26 protein-coding genes are annotated in these 26,844 nt (G+C 68.4%); 12 read left to right on the top strand and 14 right to left on the bottom strand.

The features are described 5' to 3' along the window. The first annotated feature begins 69 nt into the window (after positions 1 to 69). A complete protein-coding gene (locus BO64_RS00765) occupies positions 70 to 1,299 on the top strand; it encodes a hypothetical protein (protein ID WP_496401361.1) in 1,230 nt (409 codons plus the stop codon). An 85-nt stretch (positions 1,300 to 1,384) separates the two neighbouring features. Here the strand turns inward: BO64_RS00765 and BO64_RS00770 are convergent, their stop codons facing one another. Further along, the gene (locus BO64_RS00770; protein WP_496401362.1) at positions 1,385 to 1,696 is read right to left on the bottom strand and encodes a GNAT family N-acetyltransferase; all 312 of its coding nucleotides are present in this window, start codon (positions 1,694 to 1,696) and stop codon (positions 1,385 to 1,387) included. A gap of 104 nt (positions 1,697 to 1,800) precedes the next feature. Between BO64_RS00770 and rsgA the strand changes: the two genes are divergently transcribed. Then, on the top strand, positions 1,801 to 2,877 hold the full coding sequence (gene rsgA, locus BO64_RS00775; protein ID WP_496401363.1) for a ribosome small subunit-dependent GTPase A: 1,077 nt from the start codon (positions 1,801 to 1,803) through the stop codon (positions 2,875 to 2,877). A gap of 92 nt (positions 2,878 to 2,969) precedes the next feature. Here the strand turns inward: rsgA and ilvC are convergent, their stop codons facing one another. Continuing rightward, positions 2,970 to 3,989 carry a ketol-acid reductoisomerase gene (gene ilvC, locus BO64_RS00780; protein WP_496401364.1) on the bottom strand — a complete coding sequence of 340 codons (1,020 nt, stop codon included), beginning with the start codon at positions 3,987 to 3,989 and terminating at the stop codon, positions 2,970 to 2,972. Between the two features lie 279 nt (positions 3,990 to 4,268). Here ilvC and arfB (BO64_RS00785) point away from each other — a divergent pair, with 279 nt between their 5' ends. Both arfB (BO64_RS00785) and BO64_RS00790 read left to right on the top strand, forming a co-directional pair. Then, on the top strand, positions 4,269 to 4,685 hold the full coding sequence (gene arfB, locus BO64_RS00785) for an alternative ribosome rescue aminoacyl-tRNA hydrolase ArfB (RefSeq protein WP_496401365.1): 417 nt from the start codon (positions 4,269 to 4,271) through the stop codon (positions 4,683 to 4,685). A gap of 104 nt (positions 4,686 to 4,789) precedes the next feature. Continuing rightward, on the top strand, positions 4,790 to 5,914 hold the full coding sequence (locus tag BO64_RS00790; protein ID WP_496401366.1) for a protein NO VEIN domain-containing protein: 1,125 nt from the start codon (positions 4,790 to 4,792) through the stop codon (positions 5,912 to 5,914). Here BO64_RS00790 and BO64_RS00795 read toward each other — a convergent pair. After that, positions 5,911 to 7,386 carry a DNA cytosine methyltransferase gene (locus BO64_RS00795; protein WP_496401367.1) on the bottom strand — a complete coding sequence of 492 codons (1,476 nt, stop codon included), beginning with the start codon at positions 7,384 to 7,386 and terminating at the stop codon, positions 5,911 to 5,913. The genes BO64_RS00790 and BO64_RS00795 overlap by 4 nt on opposite strands. After that, entirely contained in the window at positions 7,383 to 7,814 is a 432-nt protein-coding gene (locus BO64_RS00800; RefSeq protein WP_496401368.1) for a very short patch repair endonuclease, read from the bottom strand. Before BO64_RS00800 ends, BO64_RS00795 begins: the two co-directional genes overlap by 4 nt. A gap of 100 nt (positions 7,815 to 7,914) precedes the next feature. Between BO64_RS00800 and arfB (BO64_RS00805) the strand changes: the two genes are divergently transcribed. Beyond that, the gene (gene arfB, locus BO64_RS00805; RefSeq protein WP_496401369.1) at positions 7,915 to 8,304 is read left to right on the top strand and encodes an alternative ribosome rescue aminoacyl-tRNA hydrolase ArfB; all 390 of its coding nucleotides are present in this window, start codon (positions 7,915 to 7,917) and stop codon (positions 8,302 to 8,304) included. On the opposite strand, the gene BO64_RS00810 is transcribed toward arfB (BO64_RS00805), so the two are convergent. Further along, positions 8,301 to 8,477 (bottom strand): YegP family protein, encoded by a 177-nt coding sequence (locus BO64_RS00810; RefSeq protein ID WP_496401370.1) that lies wholly within the window; start codon positions 8,475 to 8,477, stop codon positions 8,301 to 8,303. The genes arfB (BO64_RS00805) and BO64_RS00810 overlap by 4 nt on opposite strands. A gap of 136 nt (positions 8,478 to 8,613) precedes the next feature. Between BO64_RS00810 and BO64_RS00815 the strand changes: the two genes are divergently transcribed. Then, the gene (locus BO64_RS00815; RefSeq protein WP_496401371.1) at positions 8,614 to 9,156 is read left to right on the top strand and encodes a hypothetical protein; all 543 of its coding nucleotides are present in this window, start codon (positions 8,614 to 8,616) and stop codon (positions 9,154 to 9,156) included. 54 nt (positions 9,157 to 9,210) lie between these two features. Here BO64_RS00815 and clpB read toward each other — a convergent pair whose 3' ends face one another. Continuing rightward, positions 9,211 to 11,790 (bottom strand): ATP-dependent chaperone ClpB, encoded by a 2,580-nt coding sequence (gene clpB, locus BO64_RS00820; RefSeq protein WP_496401372.1) that lies wholly within the window; start codon positions 11,788 to 11,790, stop codon positions 9,211 to 9,213. 191 nt (positions 11,791 to 11,981) lie between these two features. Here clpB and BO64_RS00825 point away from each other — a divergent pair, with 191 nt between their 5' ends. Continuing rightward, positions 11,982 to 13,274: an OmpP1/FadL family transporter gene (locus BO64_RS00825; RefSeq protein ID WP_496401373.1), complete on the top strand. Its 1,293-nt coding sequence runs from the start codon at positions 11,982 to 11,984 to the stop codon at positions 13,272 to 13,274. A 7-nt stretch (positions 13,275 to 13,281) separates the two neighbouring features. Here BO64_RS00825 and BO64_RS00830 read toward each other — a convergent pair whose 3' ends face one another. Genes BO64_RS00830 through BO64_RS00845 form a run of 4 tightly spaced genes read right to left on the bottom strand, consistent with a single transcriptional unit; the run spans position 13,282 to position 15,673 of the window. Beyond that, positions 13,282 to 13,713: a DUF1178 family protein gene (locus BO64_RS00830; RefSeq protein WP_496401374.1), complete on the bottom strand. Its 432-nt coding sequence runs from the start codon at positions 13,711 to 13,713 to the stop codon at positions 13,282 to 13,284. A gap of 11 nt (positions 13,714 to 13,724) precedes the next feature. Next, positions 13,725 to 14,540: a carbon-nitrogen hydrolase family protein gene (locus BO64_RS00835; protein WP_496401375.1), complete on the bottom strand. Its 816-nt coding sequence runs from the start codon at positions 14,538 to 14,540 to the stop codon at positions 13,725 to 13,727. A gap of 47 nt (positions 14,541 to 14,587) precedes the next feature. Then, positions 14,588 to 14,848: a glutaredoxin 3 gene (gene grxC / locus BO64_RS00840; RefSeq protein ID WP_496401376.1), complete on the bottom strand. Its 261-nt coding sequence runs from the start codon at positions 14,846 to 14,848 to the stop codon at positions 14,588 to 14,590. A gap of 45 nt (positions 14,849 to 14,893) precedes the next feature. Next, positions 14,894 to 15,673: a ComF family protein gene (locus tag BO64_RS00845; RefSeq protein ID WP_496401377.1), complete on the bottom strand. Its 780-nt coding sequence runs from the start codon at positions 15,671 to 15,673 to the stop codon at positions 14,894 to 14,896. Between BO64_RS00845 and BO64_RS00850 the strand changes: the two genes are divergently transcribed. Together BO64_RS00850 and BO64_RS00855 are read left to right on the top strand one after the other, a co-directional pair. Continuing rightward, complete coding sequence (locus tag BO64_RS00850) at positions 15,672 to 16,505, top strand: methyltransferase domain-containing protein (RefSeq protein ID WP_496401378.1); 834 nt, start codon at positions 15,672 to 15,674, stop codon at positions 16,503 to 16,505. The genes BO64_RS00845 and BO64_RS00850 overlap by 2 nt on opposite strands. A gap of 107 nt (positions 16,506 to 16,612) precedes the next feature. Further along, positions 16,613 to 17,521, top strand: coding sequence for a hypothetical protein (locus tag BO64_RS00855; RefSeq protein ID WP_496401379.1), 909 nt, complete (start codon positions 16,613 to 16,615; stop codon positions 17,519 to 17,521). Positions 17,522 to 17,541: 20 nt separating this feature from the next. Here the strand turns inward: BO64_RS00855 and BO64_RS00860 are convergent, their stop codons facing one another. Together BO64_RS00860 and mutT are read right to left on the bottom strand one after the other, a co-directional pair. Next, positions 17,542 to 17,958, bottom strand: coding sequence for a secondary thiamine-phosphate synthase enzyme YjbQ (locus tag BO64_RS00860; RefSeq protein ID WP_496401380.1), 417 nt, complete (start codon positions 17,956 to 17,958; stop codon positions 17,542 to 17,544). Next, positions 17,958 to 18,362 (bottom strand): 8-oxo-dGTP diphosphatase MutT, encoded by a 405-nt coding sequence (mutT, locus tag BO64_RS00865; RefSeq protein WP_496401381.1) that lies wholly within the window; start codon positions 18,360 to 18,362, stop codon positions 17,958 to 17,960. The genes BO64_RS00860 and mutT overlap by 1 nt, the downstream gene beginning before the upstream one ends. 308 nt (positions 18,363 to 18,670) lie before the next feature. On the opposite strand from mutT, the gene BO64_RS00870 reads away from it, so the two are divergent. Then, on the top strand, positions 18,671 to 20,077 hold the full coding sequence (locus BO64_RS00870; protein WP_496401382.1) for a DEAD/DEAH box helicase: 1,407 nt from the start codon (positions 18,671 to 18,673) through the stop codon (positions 20,075 to 20,077). Positions 20,078 to 20,171: 94 nt separating this feature from the next. On the opposite strand, the gene argJ is transcribed toward BO64_RS00870, so the two are convergent. Both argJ and BO64_RS00880 read right to left on the bottom strand, forming a co-directional pair. Further along, positions 20,172 to 21,614, bottom strand: a complete 1,443-nt coding sequence (argJ, locus tag BO64_RS00875; protein ID WP_496401383.1) for a bifunctional glutamate N-acetyltransferase/amino-acid acetyltransferase ArgJ — start codon at positions 21,612 to 21,614, stop codon at positions 20,172 to 20,174. Further along, a complete protein-coding gene (locus tag BO64_RS00880; RefSeq protein WP_496401384.1) occupies positions 21,611 to 22,540 on the bottom strand; it encodes a peptidylprolyl isomerase in 930 nt (309 codons plus the stop codon). Before BO64_RS00880 ends, argJ begins: the two co-directional genes overlap by 4 nt. A 148-nt stretch (positions 22,541 to 22,688) precedes the next feature. On the opposite strand from BO64_RS00880, the gene BO64_RS00885 reads away from it, so the two are divergent. Together BO64_RS00885 and secA are read left to right on the top strand one after the other, a co-directional pair. Beyond that, positions 22,689 to 23,861 carry an acetyl-CoA C-acyltransferase gene (locus BO64_RS00885; protein WP_496401385.1) on the top strand — a complete coding sequence of 391 codons (1,173 nt, stop codon included), beginning with the start codon at positions 22,689 to 22,691 and terminating at the stop codon, positions 23,859 to 23,861. A 215-nt stretch (positions 23,862 to 24,076) separates the two neighbouring features. Further along, positions 24,077 to 26,836 carry a preprotein translocase subunit SecA gene (gene secA, locus BO64_RS00890; RefSeq protein ID WP_496401386.1) on the top strand — a complete coding sequence of 920 codons (2,760 nt, stop codon included), beginning with the start codon at positions 24,077 to 24,079 and terminating at the stop codon, positions 26,834 to 26,836. The last annotated feature ends 8 nt before the right edge of the window (positions 26,837 to 26,844 follow it).

Here is a 26,844-nt window from a genome sequence, read left to right on the forward strand (position 1 = left end):
TAACGAGGCGCCCAAGACGTGAGGTGGGTTGAGGAACTGCAGAGGCGGAAGCGCGAGACCGAGCGGCGGTTGAACGATCTGCGAGATGACGCGCGTGAGCTCACGACGCGAGGCCGCGAGTTCGTAAGGACGGCGATCCAGACAGGCCAGACCGTTCTGGGTCAGGCGCCGTCACAGGTGCAGCAACTGGCGCGCACCATCAGATCGACGCCCGGCCCTGCCTCGGCATCTAGGCCTACGACGCAGGTACGACCCTCGCCCAAGGCCGTCAGGCCATCAGCTGTGGCGAGCAAGCCAGCGCAGCAAGAACTGGCGCGGGCCGCCCTCAGCGGCGCCGTCGATGAGTTCACCTTCGGCGCAGCCGATCGGGTGCTGTCGGCAGGCGACGCCTTGCTAAGCGGCGGACTGGCGGGCTTCGGCGACCGGTATCAGGCCAACATGGCGGAAAAGCGCGCCCAGGACGCCTACGACAGTCAAAACTATGGCGCCGCCCGGCTGACAGGTCAGGCTGCGGGCTTGGCTTTGGGCATCGCCGCAACGGGCGGCGCCGGCGCCGCCGCCAAGACGGCGCTGACCACGGTCCCGAAGGGGCTCAAACTCGCCAACGCCATCGCCAAGGCTCCCAAGCTGGGCGGCGTGGATCCTCGCGGGCTGGCGCAGTTCGCCGCCGGCAGTGGCGCGCTGGCGGGGCTCGGGGTCCAGGGCGCCGAGGACCTCGCCTCCAGACGCTTGAGCGGTCGGGGCCGATACGTGGGCGCAGCCTTGGGGGGCGCGGCGGGCGGTCTGGTGACGCTGGGACGCGGCCCCATGGTCGGCGGCGCGCTCGGCGGAGCGGCGGAGTCCATCGTCGGCGACCTCGCCGAGGGGCGGGCGCCAGCCGCAGGGCGAGCGATCAGTGCGGCGCACGGCGGAGCCGTTCTGGGCGGCATCGGCGGCGTCGCCGGGACCTACGGAACCGCCTTGCGATCCAACCAGACAAAGGGCGCCATCGGCGAGGCGCTCTCGTACGGCAAGACCGTCAGCCGGGGAAAGATACCGAACGTCAAGAAGGAGGCGGTTCCGGTGGGCGGCGGGCGGTCGAGCAAACCCGACCAGGTGATCGACGAAGGCTATCTGGAAGCCAAGATGGGGCCCGGCGCAGACCTGACTCCCAACCAGCGGAAGCTTCGCAAGAAGGCCGAGGCGGAAGGCAAGGAGTTCATCATCGACGCCTGGACCTTCCGGGACGCCGGCAAGGGCGCCGGGATCATCGCCGCGCCGGTGGGAGCCGTCCGGGTGGGCGAAGATCGAGCGCCGTGATGCGCGAGGCCGCCCCTTCCCCGCACTTCGCATCCGCCAAGTTTGCGGGGCGGGGCGGCGCTGGCCTCCGCCTAGATGGCGCAGGTCAGGATATGCCGAGCTGGGCCTTGTAGGTCTCGTGGACGATGTCGTGCCACTCGGGATGCTTCCTGATGTAGCCAGCCATGAAGGGGCAGAGCGGGATGACCTGCAGACCGTGCTCGCGGGCGTAGCCGAGGGCGGCCTTGGCCAGAGCCGAGCCGACGCCTTTGCCCTCGAAGCTCTCGGGCACCACGGTGTGCGGCAGGATGATCCCATGATCCACCAGCCGATACTCGGCGAAGGCGATCTCATCGCCGATCTTCACCTGGAACTGACGTTCCGCCTCGTTCATCACGACGTTCACGGCTTCGGCCATGGCCGGGCTCCTTCGCTGCTCCCGTCTTCTTGACGCGAAGCGGGACGCCCGCCAAGGTCCGCGCCTTCCCGAGCGGATCCTCTGCCGATGTCGCGACACACCCCTTGCTGACCCGGTACGGTTGGGACGCCCGCCTGGAGGCTGCCTTCACGCCCCATGCTGCGCGGGGCCTTAAGGCCGGGCGCGTCATCGTCCAGCAACGCGGCGGCTATCGCCTGATCACCGAGGACGGCGAGGCCGAGGCCAAGGCCGCCGGCCGGCTGATGAAAGCGCGGGAAGAGATGGCCCGTCCCGTCGCCGGAGACTGGGTGGCCTTCGAGCCGCGCCGACCGCCCGAGCCCCTGTTCGTCCAGCATGTCCTGCCCCGGGCCACCGCCTTCGTGCGCAAGGCCGCCGGCCGCGGAACCCACGCCCAGGTGGTGGCGGCGAATGTGGACGTCGCGTTCCTCGTCACCTCGCTGAACGCGGACCTGAATCTCCGACGCCTCGAGCGCTATCTGGCCACCGCCTATGAGAGCGGCGCGGCGCCGGTCATCGTGCTGACCAAGGCGGACCTGGCCGGGGATCTGCCCGCCCGTATCGCCGAGGTGACGGCCATCGCCGGCGCCGCGCCGGTCCTGGCGATCTCGGCGCCCCGTGGCGAGGGGCTGGACGCCGTGGCCGCCCACTTGGCGCCAGGCCGGACAGCAGTGCTGCTCGGCATGTCCGGCGCGGGCAAGTCCACTTTGCTCAACGCCCTGGCGGGAAGCGAGGTCATGGCCACCGGCGCCATCCGCGAGGACGACGCCCGGGGGCGCCACACCACCACCCACCGCGAGCTCGTGCTGCTCCCGTCAGGCGGCCTGATCCTGGACACGCCGGGCATGCGGGAGCTCGGCCTGTGGGAGGCGGACGCTGGGGTCGCCGCGGTGTTCGACGACATTGAGGCCCTCGTGGCGCAATGCCGGTTCACGGACTGCGGCCATGGGGCCGAACCCGGTTGCGCCGTCCGGGCCGCCCTGGAGGCCGGCGACCTCGATCCGGAGCGCTGGGCTAGCTTCCAGAAGCTGCAGGCCGAACTCGCCCATGAGCGCCGCCGGGAGGATCCCCGCGCCGCCCAGGAGAACCGCAAGCTGTGGGCCGGTCGGCACAAGCAGGCGCGGGCCTGGATCAAGCAGAAGCGCAAGGGACCCGACGAATAGCCGCCGAACCGGAGAGCTCGTCGGCCAGGGGCTGAAACCAAAAAGGCCCCGGATCGCTCCGGGGCCTTCTGATCTGGAATGCGCGGTGGCGATCAGTTCCGCTCGGTGTCGACGAGCTTGTTCTTGGTGATCCAGGGCATCATGGCGCGCAGGCGCTGGCCGACTTCCTCGATCTGATGCTCGGCGCCGCGACGGCGGGTGGCCTTGAAGAAAGGCGAGCCGACCGCGTTCTCCTGCATGAAGTCGCGGACGAAACGGCCGGACTGGATGTCCTCCAGCACGCGCTTCATCTCGGCCTTGGTCTCGGCGGTGATGATCCGCGGACCGGTGACGTACTCGCCGTACTCGGCCGTGTTGGAGATCGAGTAGTTCATGTTGGCGATGCCGCCCTCATAGATGAGGTCGACGATCAGCTTCACTTCGTGCAGGCACTCGAAATAGGCCATCTCCGGGGCGTAGCCCGCCTCGACCAGGGTCTCGAAGCCGGCGCGGATCAGCTCAACCAGGCCGCCGCAGAGCACGGCCTGCTCGCCGAACAGGTCGGTCTCGCACTCCTCGCGGAAGTTAGTCTCGATAATGCCCGAACGGCCGCCGCCGATGGCCGAGGCGTAGGCTAGGCCGAGGTCCATGGCGCCGCCCGTGGCGTCGTGGTGGACCGCGATCAGGCAGGGCACGCCGCCGCCCTTCTGGTACTCGCCGCGGACGGTGTGGCCGGGGCCCTTCGGGGCGACCATCAGAACGTCGACCGTCTTCTTCGGCTCGATGAGGCCGAAGTGGACGTTCAGGCCGTGGGCGAACAGCAGGGCCGCGCCGTCACGGATGTTGGGGGCGATCTCGTCGCGATAGATCTGCGCCTGAAGTTCGTCGGGAGCCAGGATCATGATCGCGTCGGCCCAGGCGGAAGCCTCGGCCACCGTCATCACCTTCAGGCCGTCGGCCTCGACCTTCTTGGCGGTCGCCGAACCGGGGCGGAGCGCCACGGCCACGTTCTTCACGCCCGAGTCGGTAAGGTTCAGCGCATGCGCACGGCCTTGCGAGCCATAGCCTACGATGGCGATCTTCTTGTCCAGGATCCGGGACAGGTCGGCGTCGCGATCGTAGTAGACGCGCATGTTTGTTTCTCCTGATACGACAATCTTGCCGCCGCCGCGCAACGGCGGTGCAGCAAAGCCGGGGCTCTCAAGCCGTTTTTTGCGCAGAGGTCAAGCGAGGCCCATCTGAGCGGCCCGGTGAAATCGTCGCGCCGCGCCGCAAACCGTGGCAACCCTGCGCCCAATGATCGAGGTCACGCGCTCCATCCAGCTCGCCGATGAGGAGGTGCAACTGCGCGCCGTCCGCGCGTCGGGACCGGGTGGCCAGCGAGTGAAGACAGTCCGACCTAAATCGCGGGCATGATGAGAATCACCCCCAATTTTTCGCTCAGCGATGACGAAATCTCTGAGCGCATGGTGAAGGCGAGCGGCCCCGGCGGCCAGCACGTCAATAAGACCAGCAATGCTGTAGAGCTTCGCTTTGACGTAGGGGCATCCAGTCTACCCGACGACGCCAAGGAACGACTGAGACGACTAGCCGGTAGTCGACTGTCGCAGGATGATGTGTTGATCCTGTTTTCGCAGGGCTCCCGCTCGTTGGAGATGAACCGGCAGGAAGCCCGGAAACGATTGGCCGATTTGATCCGGCAGGCTCTTCATCGGCCGAAGACCCGAAGGCCGACGAAACCCACAAAGGCATCGAAGCTCCGCAGGCTGGAATCAAAGGCGCGACGGGGCGGCATCAAGTCGCTGCGAGGTAGGCCCGTTCATGAGTGAGCTGTGATCGGCGCGGGGGCATGGCCGAGCATCCGATCCGAACCAAGCTGACGGAGCGGCTTTGCCTCTGCTATCGAATGCCCTCCTGAGCGGGGAGGTTGGGCGTGCACTATGCGGTGAAGCTGCTTACGAGCAGCGATCTGACGTTGTTTGAGGCTTACTTTCGGCTCAATTCGTCCAGCAAGCAGAAGGGCGTTAACCTCAACGGCGATGTGCTCGCCGGGCGCCTCTTCCCGAGTCTGCCGCACGCCATTACAGGCACATTCGAGCAACCGGTCGTGCTCGACATCTACGGCCCGAACGGCACCCCGCTGCTACGGGTGAAACGAAAGATCATCAAGCCGGAAGCAGGCAAGAACTGGCGCCTGAACGGCAAGCTGATCGAAGCACCCGCCTCCGATCCCACCCGCTACAACGGGCTGCAACCCGGCGATCTCGCCGTCTTTGGGTTTGACGGAGAACCGCTTCCGACATCGATCAGCATGGTCGTGCTGTCAGCAGGCTCGCCGCTCGATAAGCCGCTCCATGACCACCTGGTCACGACCTTCGCATTGGCTCCCCGCACGCGGTCAATGGTCGATCTCAGCACAAGCGATTTGGCTGCTGTTCCAGCCCCGGCCGGGCATCCGCTCAGGCTCCTTCTGCCTGATCCCTCTCGTGCCGCCGATCTGATCGCCGCCTCCGATGGAGATGAAGAGGCGCGGCGCAGGCTCGACTCGAAGGCACGATCAGGCTCTGCCCGGCCGGTGAGCGCCGCCGAGCTTGCGGCCGCAAAACTCCGCGCTCAGGAAATCGGCCGCGCTGGGGAAGCGCTCTTCTGCGCTTATCTTGAACGCGAACGCGATACAGGCCGCATCGCGGCGTTCGAGTGGACGGCCGACCAGAACGCGACGAGCCCTTTTGACTTCGCCATCACTGAACACGGCGGAGCCAGCGTGCTCGTGGACGTAAAGAGCACCACCGGCCCATTCGACGGCACCATCCACGTCTCTGCGGCTGAGCTTGAGACGGCGGCCTCAGCAAGTGCCTACCGGATTGCGCGTGTGTTTGACCTCGAAAACGGCACCGGACCGAAGGTGCGGCTTTCCGACCCGATAGGGACGTTGGCCTCCGCCCTGCTGTCGCAGCTTGCAGCGTTGCCAACAGGCGTGCGCGCAACGAATATCGAAGTCCGAACGGATGTCTTGAAGTGGGGTGCCCCGCAGGAGCTACCGACCGAAGAGGACTAGGCGGCTTCGAGAGACCGTGCCGCGACGGCTTCTTCGAGCGACGCACGGAGGTGCTTCGCCAGCGCAAACGCCAGCATCGGTGGCACCGCATTGCCGATCTGGCGGTAAGCCGGGTTCATGGTCCCGCAGAGCACGAAGCCATCGGGGAAGCTTTGCAAGCGGGCCGCCTCGCGAACGCTGATCGTCCTCGCTTGCGCGCTGTCGAAGTGGATGTGCGAGTAGGTGTCCTTGCCCATATGCGCCAGTAATGTCCTGCTCGGCTGGTCGGGACGAAGCTTCCACCAGCGATTGGGAAAGCTGGTGACGGGGTAAGGCGGCACCATTTTCCGGTGCAGCGCGTCACGCTCCGACTGAGGCAGACGGCCCTTCTGTCGCTCCAGCCGAGCAATCTCCTCCTCGTAGAGTCGGACGGCCGTCTGATGCGCCACGGGATACTCAGCACCGTGCGGCATCTCTCTGAAGATGAACGTGTCACGCGGGAGATAGCGGATCACATGATCCCGCAGGCCCTCTTCGTTTTCGAAGTCAGGCCACGCCCGCATGTCAGCGGCATAGGCTGACAAGTCTCGAGACGGTTCATACGGTATGATGTCGTTGAAGCGCCGGGCGCCGCGTTTCAGCTTGCCTTCCAGATGCAGCGTGATCGGCGGCAGGTCCCCAATCGCTTCTTCTGCGGTGACGGCATAGGGAAGGGTCTTTGCTCCTATCGGCTCTTCAACGAAGAACTGCTCCACCAGCATGTCGATGTTCTTAAACGCCACCGCACGCGTGCCGCTGTAGCCGGGCGGGAGATCGACGTGTCGTGTCGGCTCTGGAAAGGTCGGCGTGGTCTCAAGGCTCTCGTGTAGAGCGAGGAGGATTACGCGGTCGCGCATCTGCGGAACGCCAAACCTCGCAGCATTGAGCAGGGTATAACGAGCGACGTAGCCCATATCCGCGAGCGCTTCCGCGATCTCACCGACAACGTTGTGCCCGCCGTAGTTCATGATGTCGGGCACGTTCTCCATCAGGAGCGCAAGCGGCTTGGTCTCGCGCACGAAGTGCAGATATCGGAGATAGAGGTTGCCCCGAGCATCAACTCGGAAGGCTTCAGGGTGCTGCGCAACCTCGCGCAGCTTCGCTCTGCCAACACGGGCATAGGCTTGGCAGGGAGGGCCGCCAACCACCACGTCGAACACATCCGAAGCGGCGCCATCGAGCCCGAGGTCCCGCACGAGGTCGGTAGGTTCAGTTTGTGTGATGTCCCGTGCAGCGGCGTGCTGCTCGAACTCCGAGCCTTGCAGATGCTTGTGGAAGTTCGTTGCGTGTGAACGTGCTGCTAACGGGTCGAACTCGACGGCAGCGTCGATCTGAAATCCCGCCCGCCTGAACCCGAGCGAGATACCTCCGCAGCCAGCGAACAGGTCCAACACCCGCAGGGGCTTACCACTAGCGAGACGTTCAAGTTTCCGGGCGATAGCTGCGTCGGTCATGATGAAGCCAGTCTAATACGAGTCGGGCCGACAAAATCGGTCAGCCGCTGGCGAAGCGAGTCACCCTCGACTGCTTCGCACTCCCACACAACCAGCGCCGCCCACCCTGCGTCGATAAGCTGTCGGAGCTTGCGCGAGTCCCGAGACACGTTCTGTTCGAACTTCGCGGACCAGAACTCCTGTCGCGATTTCGGCATGTAGGCTTTTGGACACCCCGGATGTCGGTGCCAGTAGCAGCCATGGACGAAAATAGCCTTTTTCCGGCCGGGGAAGGCGATATCCGGCGAGCCCGGCGCAGCCCGAAAGTTCACCCGAAATCGGTATCCCAAGCGGAACAGCGACTTCCTGACGACAAGTTCAGGTTTCGTGTCGTGCGACCGGATCGCACGCATGTTTGCCGATCTGCGTTCCGGCGTGAGCCGATCCATGTGACTCCGATCTTGGCAGGCCAAAGCCTTTCATACGACGAAACTCTCATGGGATGCCGGTTCGTCAACCAAACTCGCGAGTGAGCCTGCTGCCTAACCATTGCGATCCTCGGCTCGCCGGTCGCTCACGCCGCCATGGCGAGGCCAAACTGTAAACAAGGTGTCCACCGCCATAGAGCTACGCTTCGATGTGCGCGCCTCTCCGTCCCTGCCTGAACCGGTCCGGGCCAGGCTCTACCGCCTGTCGGGAAGCCGGCTGACCATGGACGGGGTGCTGGTGCTGGTCGCCCAGGAGCACCGCTCGCAGGAGCTGAACCGGCAGGCGGCGGTCGCACGCCTCGTGGAGCTGGTGCGGGAGGCGGCCCGTCCGCCGCCCCCGCCGCGCAAGAAAACCAAACCCACCCGCGCCGCCAAGGAGCGTCGCCTGAAGGCCAAGTCCCAGCGCGCCAGCGTCAAGGTTATGCGCGGGCGCCCGCGCGGCGACGACTAGCTGTTGTCTTCGACGGGCGCGTCCGGCCCGTTCTTCTTGATGCTCTCGATAGCGTTCTTGGCGCTCGCCTTGGAGGCATAGCCCTCGGTCGAGAAGATGGTCTCGCTGTTGTACTTGAAACGGACCCGGAACTCCCCGGCCTTGTCCTTGTAGATCTCAAACTTGTGGGCCATGTCGGTCCCTCCTTGATGCGGCCCCCCGGTCGGCAGGATAGCGGGACGGGAAGCGCCACCGTCAAGCGCGCAAGGCAAAGGTCGGCGGCGACCCCTGGCATGGTTTCGCCGCAATCGCCTATAAGCTGGCCCCGTGATGACGCGTTTCCGCCCGATCTCCGCCGTGGGGCTCGCCGCCCTGACCCTCGCCGCCTGCGCCCCGACCCTGGGCCCTCCGCCGCCCGGTCGTCCCGGCCCGCGCCCCTCGGGGCCCGCCGAGTTCAACCCCGCCGACTTCGGATGGGCCGCGGCGCCCGGCCCGAACGGCATCGTCGGCCGCGGCAGCCTGCGCCAGGGACAGACCGCCTACACCTGCGCCGGCGCCGGCGTTGTCCTGACCCCCGAGACTCCGTGGTCGCGCCGCCGGATGGCCGCCCTCTACGGGTCGACGGAACGGGCCGCCCTGCCCGCCGATGAGGTTCGCAAGCGCACGCCTTCGGCCCCGCCCGGTGACGCTGGCCCATATGTGAAGCGCACCACCTGCGACCAGCAGGACCGCTTCAGCTTCTCCGGCCTGCCGAACGGCGCCTGGTACGTGATCACCATCGCCCGCCCCGCCGGTCAGCCGCAAGGCGAAACCCTGGCCCTGATGAAGCGGGTCACCACTCGCGGCGGGCGCGTGACCCAGGTGGCGTTCTAGCGACCAGGATGGGCAGAGAGGGACGCCTCCCCGCAATGGGGAGGCGTCGCCGACTCAGTGGACCTTCGCGCGGCCGATCTCCAGGCCGTCCTCGCCCGCATGGATGTCGATGACGGTCCCGTCCTCCAGCTCGCCCGCCAGGAGCTTGCGGGCGATAGGGTCCACCAGCTCCTTTTGGATCACACGCTTCAGCGGCCGGGCGCCATAGACCGGGTCGTAGCCCTTGTCGCCGAGCCAGTGCAGGGCCGCCGGGTCCAGGGTGATGGACATGCGCCGGTCGGCCAGCAGCTTCTCCACACGCTGCAACTGGATGCGGACGATGTCGTCCATCTCGGCCCGGCCCAGCCGCTTGAAGAGGATCACCTCGTCGATGCGGTTGAGGAACTCGGGCCGGAAGTGGCGCCGGACCACCTCCATCACCGGACCGCGGGCCTTCTCCACGTCGTCGCCATCCTCGAGCCCGGCCAGGAATTCCGAGCCGAGGTTGGAGGTCATGATGATGAGCGTGTTGCGGAAGTCGACCGTGCGGCCCTGCCCATCGGTGAGGCGGCCGTCGTCCAGCACCTGAAGCAGGACGTTGAAGACGTCCGGGTGGGCCTTCTCCACCTCGTCGAACAGCACGACCTGGTAGGGCCGGCGGCGCACGCTCTCGGTGAGCGCCCCGCCCTCGTCGTAGCCCACATAGCCGGGAGGCGCGCCGATCATGCGGCTGACGGCGTGCTTCTCCATGTACTCGCTCATATCGAGGCGGGTGACCGCCGACTCATCGTCGAACAGGAACTCGGCCAGGGCCTTGGTGAGTTCGGTCTTGCCGACGCCAGTAGGGCCGAGGAACAGGAACGAACCGATGGGCCGGTTCGGATCCTTCAGCCCGGCGCGGGCGCGGCGCACGGCGTCCGAGACGGCCACCAGGGCCTCCTCCTGGCCGACCACGCGCTTGCGCAGGCCGTCCTCCATCTTGAGCAGCTTCTCGCGCTCGCCCTCGAGCATCTTCTCGACCGGCACCCCCGTCCAGCGGGACACCACCGCCGCGATCTGCTCGGCGTCCACCACCTCGGGAGTCATGGCCCCGCCCTCGGCGGTCTCGGCCTCGGCCAGGCGCTTCTCAAGCTGCGGAATTTCGCCATAGGCGATCTCGGAGGCGCGCTGCAGGTCGCCGCGCCGCTGGGCGGCGGCGAGTTCGGCCCGCAGGCGGTCCAGGCCTTCCCGCAGTTGGGCGGCCGAGGAGACCTTCTCCTTCTCCGCGCGCCACTTGGCGGTCATCTCGGCCGACTGGGCCTCCAGGCCGACGAGTTCCTCCTCCAGCTTCTCGAGCCGCGCCTTGGAGGCGGCGTCGGTCTCCTTGGCCAGGGCTTCGCGCTCGATCTTCAGCTGCACGATGCGCCGGTCGATCTCGTCAAGCTCCTCGGGCTTGCTGTCCACCGCCATGCGCACTCGGCTGGCCGCCTCGTCCACGAGGTCGATGGCCTTGTCGGGCAGGAAGCGGTCGGTGATGTAGCGGTTCGAGAGCGTGGCGGCCGCGACGATGGCGCTGTCCGAGATGCGCACGCCGTGGTGCACCTCGTACTTCTCCTTCAGGCCGCGCAGGATCGAGATGGTGTCCTCAACCGTCGGCTCCTGCACGAACACCGGCTGGAAGCGCCGGGCGAGCGCCGCGTCCTTCTCCACGTGCTTGCGGTACTCATCGAGGGTCGTGGCGCCCACGCAGTGCAGTTCGCCCCGCGCCAGGGCGGGCTTGAGCAGGTTGGAGGCGTCCATGGCCCCGTCGGTCTTCCCGGCCCCGACGAGGGTGTGCATCTCGTCGATGAACAGGATGATCGAGCCCTCGGCCTGGGTGACCTCGTTCAGCACCGCCTTCAGGCGCTCCTCGAACTCGCCGCGGTACTTCGCTCCGGCGATCAGTGCGCCCATATCGAGGGCGTGCAGCTGCTTGTCCTTGAGGCCCTCCGGCACGTCGCCGTTGACGATGCGCAGGGCCAGCCCTTCGACGATGGCGGTCTTGCCGACCCCGGGCTCGCCGATGAGGACCGGATTGTTCTTCGTCCGGCGCGACAGGACCTGGATGGTCCGACGGATTTCCTCGTCCCGGCCGATCACCGGGTCCAGCTTGCCGTCCCGGGCGGCCTGGGTCAGGTCGCGGGCGTAACGCTTGAGGGCGTCATAGCCCTCCTCGGCCGAGGCGCTGTCGGCGGTGCGCCCCTTGCGCATGGCGGTCGCGGCCTCTTCCAGGCCCTTGGCGGTGGCCCCAGCCTGCCGGATGGCCTCGGCCGCCTCGCCGCCTTCCTTGGCGATGGCGATCAGCAGCCGCTCGGTCGTGACGAACGCATCGCCCGCCGCCTTGGCGCCGGCCTCGGCCTCGGCGAAGACCCGAGCGCTCTCGGCCTTCATGTAGAGCTGGCCTGAGCCGCCCTCGACCTTGGGCAGCTTGGCGAGCAGGGCGTCCACAGCCCGGTCGGCGGCGTCGGGCCGCCCGCCGGCGCTCTGGATCAGCGCGCGGGACAGGCCGTCCTTTTCCTCCAGCAACACCTTCAGGAGGTGCTCCGGGGCGAGTTGCTGATGGCGGCGAGCAAGCGCCAGGCTTTGGGCCGACTGGATCGCCTGCTTGGCGCGGTCGGAATAGATGTCGATGTTCATAGGTCCCCTATCCAGGCGGATAACGACAACCGCCTTGATCCAAGCACGGTCGCCGACAGCCCCGATTTAGTGTGGCCTTGGGGCAACACAAGCGGTCGGCCAGCGCAAAACTGTCAGGTCGGCAAGCGAACGGCGCAACCCATGCCTACCTCTGCGCTTGGGGGGCCAGGACTTCAGTTCGGGACACAGCCATGCGCCGCCTTCAGACCTCCGCCATCGCCCTTTCCGCCCTTTCCGCCACGGCCCTCGCCACCTCTGCCCAGGCGAGCGGCTTTTATCTGCAGGAACAGTCGGTGCGCGGCGCCGGACGCGCCTATTCCGGCGAGGTCGCCGACACCGGCGTCGCCTCGCTGTGGTGGAACCCGGCCGCCATCGCTCGCTCGGGACGCGAAGCCTATGTGGGCGCCCATGCCGTGCTGCTGGAATCGAAAGTGTCGGACCGGGGCTCGACCATCACCTATCCTGACGGGACGACGACGCCGGTCGGCGGCGAGCCGCGAGCCTTTCAGCCGATCCGCGACGGGGTCGCCCCGAACCTCGCCGTGGCGACACCCGTGGGCGACCGCTTCGCCGTGGGCCTCTCCATGGCGGCGCCCTACAACTTCACCACCAAGTACCGCCGTGGCGCCTGGGCCCGCTACGACGCCCTGGAGTCGCGACTGAACAGCGCCGACCTGCAGCTCACCGGCGCCATGCGGGTGACCGACTGGCTCGACGTGGGCCTGGGGGTCAACGCCGAGTACGCCGACGCCAAGCTCTCCACCGCCCAGCCGAACCTCTCGCCTCTGCTGCCGGACGGCGTCACCCAGCTCTCGGGCGATGGCTGGGACTTCGGCTGGTCCGCGGGCGCCCAGGCCCGGCTCGGCAAGGTGACGCTGGGAGCCAGCTACCGCTCGTCCATCGACCACAAGCTGAAGGGCGACGTCTTCGTGGGCGGCCTCATGGGACCGCTGGCGGGGGGCAATGCCGACCTCCCCGGCAAGGCCCACTTCTCCACGCCCTGGATCGCCACCGTCGGCGCCCGCTGGGCCGTGACCGACAAGCTGACGCTGAACGGCCAGGTCCAGCGCGTGGGCTGGGGCGAATTCGACGCCATCGAGGTGCGCACTGCGGGCGGCGTCCAGACCCTCGCCCAGAACTACAAGGACGTGACCTCGGGCGGCGTCGGCCTCGACTACGCCGTGAACGAGCGCCTCACCCTGAGGGCCGGGGTGCAGTACGACCCGACGCCGACGCCGGACGATGAGCGGACCGCCCGGGTGCCGGACGGCGACCGCTGGATCTTCGGGGCCGGCGCCAGCGCCCGCCTCAACGAACGCACGACCCTGGACCTCGCCGGCGCCTACATCCATTTCGAGGACAGCACGGTGTTCCATGACACCGAGTTCTATCCGGGCACGCCCGCCGCCGTGACCACGCGCCTGCGCGGCGACGTGCAGGGGACGGGCTATCTGATGTCGGCGGGGCTCAGGATGAGCTTCTAGCCGAGGCTCAGTTCAGCTCGGTCTTCTTGGGCGGCTCGGGCGGCAGGGGGACGACGGGAACGCCGTCCTCCAGCAACTCGCGCACTTCCGTGGGCGTAGCCTGGCCGTAGATGCCACGTTGCTCGGCCCGCCCCTCATGGATCGCCCGGGCCTCCTCGGCGAAGGCGTCGCCCACGTCGTCGAAGTTCTCCTCAACGTGGCGGCGGATGCGGCTCATCACCTCCATCATCATCGCCTGCGGCGGGCCGGCGACTTCATCCTGGACGGTCTTGCGGACCCCGGCCAGGGCCGGAGCCATGATCTGCTTGCGCACGGCCTTGGCGCCGCAGACGGGGCATTCCAGCAGGCCGCGGGCGTGCTGGTCGTCATAGTCCGCCGACGAGCCGAACCAGCCTTCGAAGGCGTGCTCGCGGTCGCAGATAAGGGCGTACTTGATCATCAGCGTAGGATTTAGGGACCCGTGAAGGCCCGCGCATTGGCGAGCGCCGGAATGGCCGCACGCGCCTTGGCCACGGCCTCCGGCTCGATGTCGGCGAGAAGCACGCCGGGTTCGTCATGGTCAAGCTTGCCCAGCACCTCGCCCCATGGCCCCACCACCAGCGATCGCCCCCAGGTGCCGCGCCCGTCCTCGTGGAAGCCGCCCTGCGCCGGGGCGATGACATAGCTGCCGGTCTCGATGGCCCGGGCCCGCAGCAGCACCTCCCAGTGGGCCTCGCCGGTGGGGCGGGTGAAGGCCGCCGGGATCGCCAGCACCTGCGCTCCCGCCACGGCCAGCGCGCGGAACAGGGCCGGGAAACGCACATCGTAGCAGATGGCGTGGCCAAGGTGGACGCCGTCCACGGCGCTCAGCACCGCCCGCTCGCCCGGCTCATAGGTGGCCGATTCCCGCGCCGTCTCGCCGTTCGGCAGGTCGACGTCGAACATGTGCAGCTTGTCATAGGTGGCGATGATCCGGCCGTCCGGGGCGATCAGCGCCTGGCGGTTGGCCGCCTTGCCGTCGTCCCGCAGCACCAGGGCCGAGCCGCAGAGAATCCAGACGTCCAGTTCCTGCGCCAGCCGTTGCAGGCCCAGCACCACCGGATCCTCGGCGAGCGCCTTCAACTGCGGAAACAGGCGCGCCTTGTCCTTCTCGAGGATATTGCTGCCCTCGGGGGTGGCGACCAGCCGGGCGCCGCCCGCGGCCGCTTCCCGCACCAGGGGCTCGATGTGGGCCAGCGCCGCAGCGTGGCTGGTGGGCGTGCGCGTCTGGACGAGGCCGATCTTCATGGCGCCGAGCTATAGCCGTCCCGTCCCGCTCTGGGGAGAGACAGGCGTCAGGCCGCGGCCTGCAGCAACGGGTCGAGCTTTCCCTCGCGTTCGAGGGCCATCATGTCGTCGCAGCCGCCAATGTGACGGTCGCCGATGAAGATTTGCGGGAAGGTCATGCGGCCGGACCGCTGGACCATTTCGGCCTTCTTCTCCGGATCGAAGGCGGCCTCGATCTCGGTGAACTCCACGCCCTTCTCTTCCAGCAGGCTCACGGCCCGGATGCAGTAGGGGCAGAACGGCTTGGTGTAGATCGTGACGTTTGCCATGGCGCCTTAACGGGAGAGCCTTCGCTCAAGGTTCAACAGAAACACTCATATGGTGAGTCCGGCGGCTTCCTTAACCCGGGCCACTACGGCGAGATCGACGCAGGCCGCCCCCGCCGCCTTCAGCGCCCGCGCGCACGCCTCCGCCGTGGCCCCGGTGGTCAGTACATCGTCCACCAGCAGGATGCGCAGGCCCGCCACCCGCTCGCGCCGGCCGGGCGGTACGACGAAAGCTCCCGCCACGTTGCGTCGACGCCCCGAGCCTGACTTGCCCGCCTGGCTGTCGGTGGCCCGGCGGCGGATCAGGACGTCGGGCAGGTAAGGCGTCCCCGTGAGCCGGGCGAGCGCCCGGGCGACCTCTGCGGCCTGATTATAGCGGCGGCGCAGCAGGCGCAGGCGGTGCAGCGGCACCGGCGCAATTGCGTCGGCGTCCTCCACCAGGTCCCGGGCGGCCCGCGAGAGCCAGCGCGCCATCAGGGGGGCCAGGTCCGTGCGGTCCGCATGTTTCAGCTTCAGGATCGGCTCGCGGGAGGTCTCATCATAGAGGCAGGCGGCCCGGGCCCGGTCGAAGGCCCGAGGCCGCGCCAGGCACGCCGCGCAGCGGGCGCCAATGTCGTAGTCGAAGGGAACGCCGCAACCGTCGCAGACCGGGCCGTCCAGGAAATGGATGCGGCTCCAGGCGCCGTTCGAGAGGCCGCCGGCCAGCGGACGGGGCCCGCCGTCGAGGGTTTGCGGGGGGAAAACCAGATCCAGGGCGCTGCGCCAGAGGCCTTTCAGGCGCGGGCCCGGTTCCCATCGGCGGGTGAAATCGCCATCTTCCGCGGCCATGCCCGCTTCGCCCCCCTCGAGCCCGCCCCGGCTCTTCGATCGCGCCCTGCACCGCAAACGCCTGGACCGGGCGGCCCGGGACTATGCGAACGCCGACTTCCTTCAGCGCCGGGCCGCCGAGGATGTGGCCGAGCGCCTGATCCCGATCATGCGCCACTTCCCCCTGGCCGTCGACCTGTCGGCGCGGGGCGGCGCCTTCCGTGAGGCTCTGGCCGCAGGGGCTGCGGCCCGCCAGGTCGGTCTGCTCATCGAAAGCGATCTCTCGCCCCGGATGCTGGGCGGCCGGGCCGGGCCGCGGGTGGTGCTGGACGAGGAGCGCTTGCCCTTCGCCGAGGCCAGCCTGGACCTGATCGTCTCGACCCTGGGCCTCCACTGGACCAATGACGTGGTCGGCGCCCTGATCCAGGCCCGGCGGGCGCTGAAGCCGGACGGACTGTTCATCGGCGCGCTTCTGGGCGGCGTCACCCTGACCGAGCTGCGCCAGTCGCTGGTGGCCGCCGAAAGCGAGATCCTGGGCGGGGCCGGCAGCCGCGTCTCGCCCTTCGCCGACAGCCAGGACGCCGCGGGCCTGCTGCAGCGGGCGGGCTTTTCCATGCCCGTGGCCGATGTGGACAAGGTCACCGTCACCTATGACCATCCCCTGAAGCTGCTGTTCGACCTGCGCCAGATGGGCGAGACCAGCGTCCTGGCCGACCGGCACCCCCGCAAGCTGACCAGGGCGCTCCTGGAGCGGACCTTCGAGATCTATTTCGAACGCTTCCGCGACGAGGACGGCCGCGTGCCGGCCACCTTCGAGATCATCACCCTGACCGGCTGGGCCCCGCCGGGCTGACGCCGCCGCCCTACTGGCGCCCTCTTAAGGCCAAGCTTGGCGACCAAGCCTTAACCTCCCTGGCGAGAACCTGACCCGCGGGGGGCGCATCGTCAGGGAGATCTGACGTGTTTGCCCGTCCATACCCGCGCGCCGCCGCTGCGGTCGCCGCTCTCCTGCTCGCAAGCTGCGCCATGCCGCCGCCCGCCAGCGGCCCCGCCGGACCGCCCGCGCCGCAAGCCCACGTCGACGTCGGCCTCGCCGCGCAGGCCGGCGCCTTCGAGGCCTTCACTCGCAAGGCCGGCGCCATCTCGCCCGCCTTCTCCGGGGTGGAGGACGTGAGCCGCGGCCTCCAGGCGGGGGCCGCCTATGAGCCCCGCCAACTGGAAGCCGGGATGATCGCCTACGCCGCCCTGGCCGCGTTGCAGGAGCCCGCCTTTGTAGCCGGGGTCAAGAAGGCGGGAGGCCGCGACCTTGCCCGGCGGCTCGCCGCCAATCCGGAGGCTGCGTTCGACCTGCCGGGGGCCGCCGCCGCGGCGGGGCGGGCCAACGGAGCTCTCCACCGCCGGGGCGAGGCCCTGGTCGACGCCGGGGGGCGAGTGCGGAAGGCCGCCTATTCCGTCCAGAAGCATAAGTGGTCAACGGCCCGGCTGACCAACGGCCCGGCACGCCTCGCCCAGGTGAAGCGCATCTCCACCGGCGGCCACCGCGCCGCCCCCGAGGATCGCGCCCGGGTCGCCGCCGCCGTGGCCGAGGGCGGTCGGCGCGGCGGGGCGAGCCCCGTCGTCGCCCGCGGGCTCGCCCTCGCGGCCCTCACGGTCCTGGGCCAGGAAGCCCAGGGGCGCAGCCTGCTTTCGGAACCCCGCACAGGCGCCTGCCTAAGGTGGGCCAAGATGAACTTCCACCAGTGTCTGGCGAGCGCAGGAACCCACTACGAGGACATCTACTGCCTGGGCGTCCATGCGATGACCGAGACCGGCCAGTGCGTGGTGGAGGCGACGCGGCCGGCGAGGATCCGGCGGGCCGCCGTGGGCTAGCCTCCCGGCAGCCGCGTCCGCTACTCACCCAGCAGGTGGAGCACGACCTCGCGCCGATGCGGGCGCGTGCGGTGCTCGAAGAGGTAGATCCCTTGCCAGGTCCCGAGCGCCAGGCGCCCGCCGACCACCGGGATCGACAGCTGCACCGTGGTCAGCGCCGTCCGCAGGTGAGCCGGCATGTCGTCCGGGCCCTCGTCCTGATGGCGGTAGGCGGGACTCTCGGGCGCCAGCCGCGCCACCCAGTCCTCCAGGTCCCGACACACGTCGGGGTCGGCGTTCTCCTGGATCAGCAGCGAGGCCGAGGTGTGGCGACAGAAGACGGTGAGCAGGCCCGTGGTCATGCCGGCGCCGGCCACGAAAGCCGCGACCTCCCGGGTGATCTCGTGCAGCCCCTGGCCGGGCGTGGCGACTGAGAGCGTCCGCGCCGCCTGACGCATCAGATCAGGTCCCTCAACCAGGCCACCAGCGGGGCGTCGGCGGGCGGCATGGGATAGTCGTCGAGCTTGCCGGGCTTCACCCACTTCAGGGCCTGATGCTCCTTGGCCATGGGCTGCCCCTCCCAGCGCCGCACCAGGTAGAGCGGCATCAGAAGGTGGAAAGTCTCGTATTCATGGCTGGCGAAGACGAAGGGGGCGAGGCAGGCCTTGGACACCCGCACGCCCAGTTCCTCGTCCAATTCGCGGATCAGGCAGGCCTCGGGCGTTTCGCCGGGTTCAACCTTGCCGCCGGGAAACTCCCAGAGGCCGGCCAGTTGCTTGCCCTCCGGCCGCTGGCAGATCAGCACCCGGCCATCGACATCGATCAGGGCGGCGGCGGCCACCAGCAGCATGGATTTGCTCATGCTCTGGCCAATAGCCTCCCCGTCTTTGCGAGGCGAGAGGCCTGGGCGTTTCAGACACAGGCCGGCGCCGAACGTCCATCGTGGGTTGACTTTGCCGTCCCGAACGCCGATCTGAGCTGTGCGCTTTGAAAGATGGCGCTATCGGCGCTCCAGCCGCGTGGGGCTTCCAGACGGAAGCTCAGCCTGTCGAGCCCACCGATCCCATAAGATTCGCCCATCACGCGGGGCGCTTCCCCATAGACCCGCGATGTCCGCGCCCTCGGAATGGCCGAGCCGGCGCGCTCGGCGCATACGTGAAAGATATCTGTTTGACCCAGTTTACTGACCTTGGCCTGGCCAAGCCGCTGCTCAAGGCGCTGGCCGACGAGGGCTATGTCAATCCGACGCCCATCCAGGCCCAGGCGATCCCGGGCGTCATGGGCGGGCGCGACCTCCTGGGCATCGCCCAGACCGGCACCGGCAAGACCGCCGCCTTCGCCCTGCCGATCCTCCACCGCCTCACTGAGAACCGGAAGCCGGCCCCGCGCCGGAGCTGCCGCGCCCTGGTCCTCTCGCCCACCCGCGAACTCGCCACCCAGATCGGCGAGAGCTTCAAGGCCTACGGCCGTCACCTGGGCGTCTCGGTGGCGGTGATCTTCGGCGGCGTGAAGGCCGGGCCGCAGATGCGGGCCATGGCCGGCGGCGTCGATGTGCTGGTGGCCACCCCCGGCCGCCTGCTGGACCATCTGGCCGAGAAAACCATGACGCTTGAGGGCGTCGAGATCTTCGTCCTCGACGAGGCCGACCAGATGCTGGACATGGGCTTCATCGTCCCGATCCGGAAGGTGGTCCGCTACCTGCCCAAGCAGCGTCAGAACCTGTTCTTCTCGGCCACCATGCCGGCCGAGATCGAAAGCCTCACCGGCGAGATTCTCAATCCGAACCCGCTGAAGATCACCGTGACCCCGCCGTCCACCACGGTGGAGCGGATCAACCAGCGCGTCCTGTTCGTCGAGCAGCAGCGCAAGCGCGCCCTGCTGGCCGAGCTGTTTGACGATCAGAGCTTCAAGCGCGTGATCGTCTTCACCCGCACCAAGCGCGGCGCCGACCGCGTGGCCCGCTCCCTGGAGCAGGTGGGCGTCGAGGCCGCCGCCATCCATGGCGACAAGAGCCAGGGGCAGCGCGAGCGAGCCCTGGCCGCCTTCAAAAAGGGCGAGGTCCGCGCCCTAGTGGCCACCGACATCGCCGCCCGCGGCATCGACATCGACGCCGTCAGCCACGTGGTCCAGTACGAGCTGCCCAACGTCCCCGAGGCCTATGTCCACCGGATCGGCCGGACCGCCCGGGCCGGCGCCGACGGCTCGGCGGTGGCGTTCTGCGCCGACGACGAACGGGGCCTGCTGAAGGACATCGAGAAGGTGACCCGCCAGCGGATCCCCAGCTTCGACCGGCGCAACGACCGTCACCTGGGCGCCGCCACGGCGGCCATGCCCGAGGTCGGCAAGCCCGAACGTCCGGCCCAGCCGCACCGCCAGGGCCATCCGAAGAAGCCGAACCGCAACCACAGCCAGGCCAAGCCCGGCCGGCGTCCCGAAGGCGGCCCGCCGCGCGAAGGCTCCAAGAGTGGCGGCGCCGAGCGTCCGGCCTTCAAGGGCCCGCGTCGCGGAGGCGGCGGCGCCGGCGGACGCGGCCGCTCGGGCGGCCCAGAGCGTTCAGGCGTGTGGTCGAACCGATAGTCGCAAGGGGCAGGCCTCAGCCTGGCAAAACAAGGGGGCGCGCCGGCGACGGCGCGCCCCTCGTCATTTCAGGGCCCTGGCCTGGTCCTCAGCGTCAGGAGCGGTAGTCGCCGTTGATCTCGACGTACCGCTTGGTGAGATCGCAGGTCCAGACGGTGGAGCTGGCCCGGCCGACACCCACGTCCACCGTCACCTCCAGCTCCTGCTTCTTCATATAGGCGCTCATCTTGGCCTCGTCGTACGAGGGCGCGATGAGGCCGTCCTGCGCTGCCCAGTAGGGGCCGAACTTCACGCTGATCGAGTCGCGGTCCACCGGCTCGTCGGCCTTGCCCACCGCCATGACGATGCGGCCCCAGTTGGCGTCCTCGCCCGCGAAGGCGGTCTTCACCAGGGGGCTTTCGGCGATGGACTTGGCGATCTTGCGGGCCGAGGCCGGGGTCTCGGCGCCGGTGACGGTGATCTTGATGAACTTGGTGGCCCCCTCGCCGTCACGGACCAGCTGGTGGGCGAGGTCCATCAGCACCGCTTCCAGCTTGTCCCGGAAGTCGGCCAGGCGCTTGTCGCCCGCGCGACTGATCTTCGGCGCGCCGGACTTGCCGGTGGCGAACAGCAGCAGGGTGTCATTGGTGGAGCGGTCCCCGTCCACCGTCACCGCGTTGAAGGTGTTGCGGGTGTAGAGGTTGCAGAGGTTCTGCAGCGCCGCCGGCGAGATGGCGGCGTCCGTCACGACAAAGGCCAGCATGGTGGCCATGTCGGGGGCGATCATGCCTGAACCCTTGCAGATCCCGCCGATCCGCACCGTCACCCCGTCGATCTTGGCCTCGGCGTAGGCGCCCTTGGGGAAGGTGTCGGTGGTCATGATCGCCCGGGCGGCGGCGGCCCAGTTGTCGGGCGACAGCTTCTGCTCCAGGTCCGGCAGGCGCTGGGTGATCTTGGCGTCGTCCAGCAGCACGCCGATGACGCCCGTCGAGGCGACCATCACGTCCCGCTGACGGCAGTCGAACCGCTTGGCCACCCCGGCCGCCACCCGGCGCACGGCGTCGGCGCCGGGCTTGCCGGTAAAGGAGTTGGCGCAGCCGGCGTTGACCACCAGGGCCCGGACGCCCTCGCCCTTGGTGGCTTCCAGATGCCGCTTGCACCAGTCCACCGGGGCCGAGCCCACGCCGTGGCGGGTAAAGACGCCGGCGGCGCTGGCGCCGTCCGGGAAGACCATGACCATCAGGTCGTCCCGCTCATGCTTGTAGAAGCCGGCCCGGCCCACGGCGAGTTGCACGCCGGCGATGGGCGGCATCTTCGGAAAGGGCACGGCCAGCGGCGAGACCGGCATGGCGGCCTTGTCCACCTTGGCCGCCTGCGCTGCGGGGGCAGGCGCCGGCTCGCGGTCGAAGGCGTGGGCCAGCTTGTCGGCCCGCTTCAGGGCGGCGCGCTTGAGCGCGCTGGCGAGGGGGTCGAAGGCGCGCTCGAGCGTCTGGCCTACCACCTCCACCGGCTTGGCGGGGGCTTTGGCGCCCTTCGAGGAGGTCGGCTTACGGCTCATGACTGCGTTCCCTTGGTCGGGGCGGATTGCGGAGAGGTCCTGGGGGCGTCGGCCGGCGGCGGCGCACGGGGCGTGTCGGCGTCGGGCTTCACCAGGGTTTCGATCTTGGCCTTGCCGCGCAGCTTCTCAAGCAGGTCGCGGATGCGGTCATAGGTCAGGAAGCGCACGATCTGCGGCCGGGCGGCTTCCAGGGTGATGGGCTGCTCCAGGCGGCGGTCCTCGACCTTCACCAGGGCGAAGCCGTTCTCCACCGCGAACGGGCCGACCACCTGCCCCGGCTTGGCGTCCTTCAGGGCCAGATCATAGGCCTCGGGCATGACGTCGGTGGTGAAATAGCCCAGGTCGCCACCGTTGAAGCGGGTGGCCGGATCGCGCGAGCGCTCCATGGCCAGGGCCTCGAACGAGGCGCCGGCCGCCAGCAGCTTCTTCACCGCCTCGGCGTCGGCTTCGGTGGCCAGCACGATCTGCCGGGCGCGGATCTCCTCCGAGCGCTTGGCCAGCTTCTGCTGCTCCTCGTAGAGGCCGCGGATGTTGTTCTCTGTGACCGCGCCGGAGACGACGCTCTCCACCAGCATGTCGCCGAGAATGCGGTCGCGGGCCGCCTCCAGCCGGCGCTGGGCCACCGGGTTCTCGTCCAGCTTGCGCTTCAGCGCCTCGGCCGCGAGCAGCTTCTGGTCGATCACCTCCTCGAGCACCCGGCGGAACAGCTCCGAGGACGGGTCCAGCGGCTCGCCCTCGCCGATCAGGCCCTGGGCCACGGCTTCGCGCTTGACGTCGGAGGTCCAGACGGCGCGCCCGTCCACCCCGGCCACGGCCACGTCGCCCCGCTCCGGCGGCTGGTCGCCGTCGCCGCCGCGGCCGCAGGCGGCCAGGGCGGCGCCCAGGGCCAGGACCAGGCCGGCTGTGCGGAGGGGCTTTGCCGCCATGCGAGTTCACCCACGGTTTGTCGGAGCGGCGCCGCCGTCCGGCGGACGTTGGCCGTCCCTAGCCATTTCCGCTGCGGGATGCAAAGGTTGCCCAAGCGTTAGAACGCTCGTTTAAAAGCGCCATCATTGTCGCGAAGGATCATTTAGAATGCGCGAAGCCGTGATCGTCTCCTACGCCCGCACGGGCTTGGCCAAGTCCGCCCGCGGCGGCTTCAACATGACCCCCACGGTCTCGATGGCCGCCCACGCGGTGAAGCACGCCGTGGAACGCTCGGGCGTCGCGCCCGCCGAGGTCGAGGACGTGTTCCTGGGCAATGTGGCGCACGGCGGCGGCAACCTCGGCCGCCAGGCGGGCCTGCTGGCCGGCCTGCCGATCACGACCTCGGGCGTGACCGTGAACCGCTTCTGCTCGTCGGGCCTGCAGACCATCGCCATGGGCGCCGACTACATCCGCAACAACGGCGCCGACGTGGTGGTGGCCGGCGGCGTGGAGTCGATCTCCATGCCCAACCCGGGCCCGGGCAGCGCCGACAACTTCGATCCTGAGCTGACCCGCATGTACCCGGCGATCTTCATGCCGATGATCGACACCGCGGACATCGTGGCCGAGCGCTACAAGGTCAGCCGTGAGGCCCAGGACGAATATTCGCTCGAAAGCCAGCGCCGCATGGCCGCCGCCCAGCAGGCGGACAAGTTCGCGGACGAGATCGTCCCGATGAAGACCAAGATGAAGGTGGTCAACAAGGAGACGAAGGAAGAGTCCATCGTCGACTACGTGGTCACCAAGGACGAGTGCAACCGCCCGGACACCACCCTGGAAGGCCTGGCCAAGCTCCAGCCCGTCCGCGGCGAGGGCAAGTTCATCACCGCCGGCAACGCCTCGCAGCTCTCGGACGGCGCCGCCGCCGTGGTGCTGATGGAAAGCAAGGAAGCCGAGCGCCGCGGCCTCAATCCGCTGGGCGTCTTCAAGGGCTGGGCCGTCGCCGGCTGCGAGCCTGACGAAATGGGCATCGGCCCGGTCTTCGCCATCCCGCGCCTCCTGGAGCGCCATGGCCTGAAGATCGACGACATCGACCTGTGGGAGCTGAACGAGGCCTTCGCGTCCCAGTGCCTGTACTGCCGTGACAAGCTCGGCATCGACCCGGCCAAGTACAACGTCAACGGCGGCTCGATCGCCATCGGCCACCCGTTCGGCATGACCGGCGCGCGTCTGGCGGGCCATATCCTGCAGGAAGGCAAGCGCCGCGGCGCCAAGCACGTGGTGGTCTCCATGTGCATCGGCGGCGGCATGGGCGGCGCGGGCCTGTTCGAGGTCTTCTAAGCCCTCGCCCATCGGGCGAACCGGATCGGCCCTCCCCTCGCCGGGAGGGCCTTTTCGTATCGGCGATCAGTTGGCCATGCCCGGTCGGCGATCAGGCCGCAGGGCGGCTTGCGTTGACTTGGGCGGGGGCAGTCCTTAAGTCACCCACGCCCCTAAAGAGCGGCTTTTTCGGCATGCGCAGGGCCTAGGGCGCAGCCGGCGATCGGACATCTCTCTTGAGCATCTTCCAACGGTTCTTCGGCTCTTCCAACGACCGCAAGGTCAAGGCCTTGCTGGCGCGCGTGCAGAAGATCAACGCGCTCGAACCCAAGATCCAGGCGCTCTCGGACGCCGAACTCCGGGGCAAGACCGACGAGTTCAAGGCGCGCCTGGCCAAGGGCGAGACCCTGGACCAGATCTTGGACGAGGCCTTCGCGGTGGTCCGCGAGGCGTCCAAGCGGGTGCTCGGCCAGCGGCACTACGACGTGCAGCTCGTGGGCGGCATGATCCTGCACCAGGGCGGCATCGCCGAGATGCGGACCGGCGAAGGCAAGACCCTGGTCGCCACCGCGCCGACCTATCTGAACGCCCTGACCGGCAAGGGCGTCCACGTCATCACCGTCAATGACTACCTCGCCCAGCGCGACAGCGACTGGATGGGTCAGGTCTATCGCTTCCTGGGCCTGACCACCGGGGTGATCGTCCACGGCCTGTCCCAGGGCCAGCGCCAAGCCGCCTACAACAGCGACATCACCTACGGCACGAACAACGAGTTCGGCTTCGACTACCTCCGGGACAACCTCGTCTACGACAGGCGCGAGATGGTCCAGCGCGGCCACAACTTCGCGATCGTCGACGAGGTGGACTCGATCCTGATCGACGAGGCGCGCACCCCGCTGATCATCTCGGGCCCCACCGAGGACCGTTCCGAGTTCTACAAGACCATCGATCTGCTGATCAAAGAGCTGATCCAGGACCCGTCGACCTTCGACCACGACGAGAAGCAGCGTCAGGTCATCCTCACCGAGGAAGGCTCGGAGAAGATCGAGCAGATGCTCGAGGCCGCCGGCCACCTGGCCGAGGACAGCGCCGGCCTCTACGACCCGGCCAACGTCTCGGTGGTCCACCACGTGAACCAGGCCCTGCGGGCCAACGTCCTCTACACCCGCGACAAGGACTACATCGTCCGTGCCGGCGAGGTGATCCTGATCGACGAGTTCACCGGCCGGATGATGCACGGCCGCCGGCTGTCGGAAGGCCTGCACCAGGCCATCGAGGCCAAGGAAGGGGCGGTCATCCAGCCCGAGAACCAGACCCTGGCCTCGGTCACCATCCAGAACTACTTCCGCCTCTACTCCAAGCTGTCGGGCATGACCGGCACCGCGGCCACCGAGGCCCAAGAGTTCGCCGACATCTACAAGATGGAGGTGGTGGAGATCCCGACCAACCGTCCGATCCAGCGGATCGATGAGGACGACGAGGTCTACCGCACCGCCGCCGAGAAGAACGCCGCGATCGTCAAGCAGATCGAGGCCTGCTACCTGCGCGGCCAGCCGATCCTGGTGGGCACGGTCTCCATCGAGAAGTCCGAACAGCTGTCGGAACTCCTGAAGGCGCACCGGTTCGAGAAGGACGGCAAGCCCCAGGTCGGCATCCCGCACAACGTGCTGAACGCCCGCTACCACGAGCAGGAAGCCCTGATCGTGGCCGACGCCGGTGTGCCGGGCGCCGTGACCATCGCCACCAACATGGCCGGTCGCGGCACCGACATTCAGCTGGGCGGCAACGTCGACATGCGGCTGGCCAAGTGGCGCGAAGAGCAGCGGGCGCAGGGCATCGAGCCCACGCCCGAGCAGGCCTTCGCCCAGCGCGCGCTGATCGAGGCCGAGATCAAGGACCTCAAGGAACAGGCCCTTGCCGCCGGCGGCCTCTATGTGCTGGGCACCGAGCGTCACGAAAGCCGCCGGATCGACAACCAGCTGCGCGGCCGGACGGGCCGTCAGGGCGACCCGGGCCACTCGAAGTTCTTCCTCTCGTGCGAGGACGACCTGCTGCGCATCTTCGCCGGCGACCGGCTGGACGCCATCATGCGCACCTTCGGCGTCCAGGAAGGCGAGGCGATCACCCACAAGTGGCTGAACAGCGCCATCGCCACCGCCCAGAAGCGCGTGGAGCAGCGGAACTACGAGATCCGCAAGAACCTGCTGAAGTACGACGACGTCACCAACGACCAGCGCAAGGCCGTCTTCGAGCAGCGCCAGGAGTTCCTGGAGTCGTCGGACCTCTCCGAGATCATCGTCGAGTTCCGGCATGACACCATCTCCGACCTCGTTCAGCGCCACCTGCCGCCCAAGGCCTATGCCGAGCAATGGGACGTGGAGGGCCTGGCCCAGCACGTGCGCGACTACCTGGGCCTCGACCTGCCGATCGCCGAGTGGGCGGCCGAGGAAGGCATCGCCAACGAGGAGATCGAGGAGCGGATCGTCCAGGCGGCCGACGCTCGCGCCGCCGAGCGCGAACACCTGCTGTCGCCCGAGCGCATGCGGGAGGTGGAGAAGAACTTCCTCCTGAACGTCATCGACGTGCAGTGGCGGGAGCACCTGATGCACCTCGACCACCTGCGCAACGTCATCGGCCTGCGCGGCTACGGCCAGCGCGATCCGCTGAACGAGTTCAAGACCGAGGCCTTCTCGCTGTTCGAGAAGCTGCTCGTGGACCTGCGCCAGAACGTCACCCGCTGGCTCATGAACGTCGAGATCCAGTTCGAGCAGCCTCCGCCGCCCGAACCGGCCCAGATGTTCGAGGTCCACCTCGACCCGCTCACCGGCGAGAACGAGGCTGCGCCCGGCTTCACGCCCGACAACATTTCTCCGGAGCAGCGCGAGGCGCTGCCGGTCACCGCCCTGCCCGAGGGCTGGGAGAACACCGGCCGCAACCATCCGTGCCCCTGCGGCTCGGGTAAGAAGTTCAAGCACTGCCACGGCGCGCTGGTGTGATCGCCGCC

It is taken from the genome of Phenylobacterium composti DSM 19425, assembly GCF_059568645.1.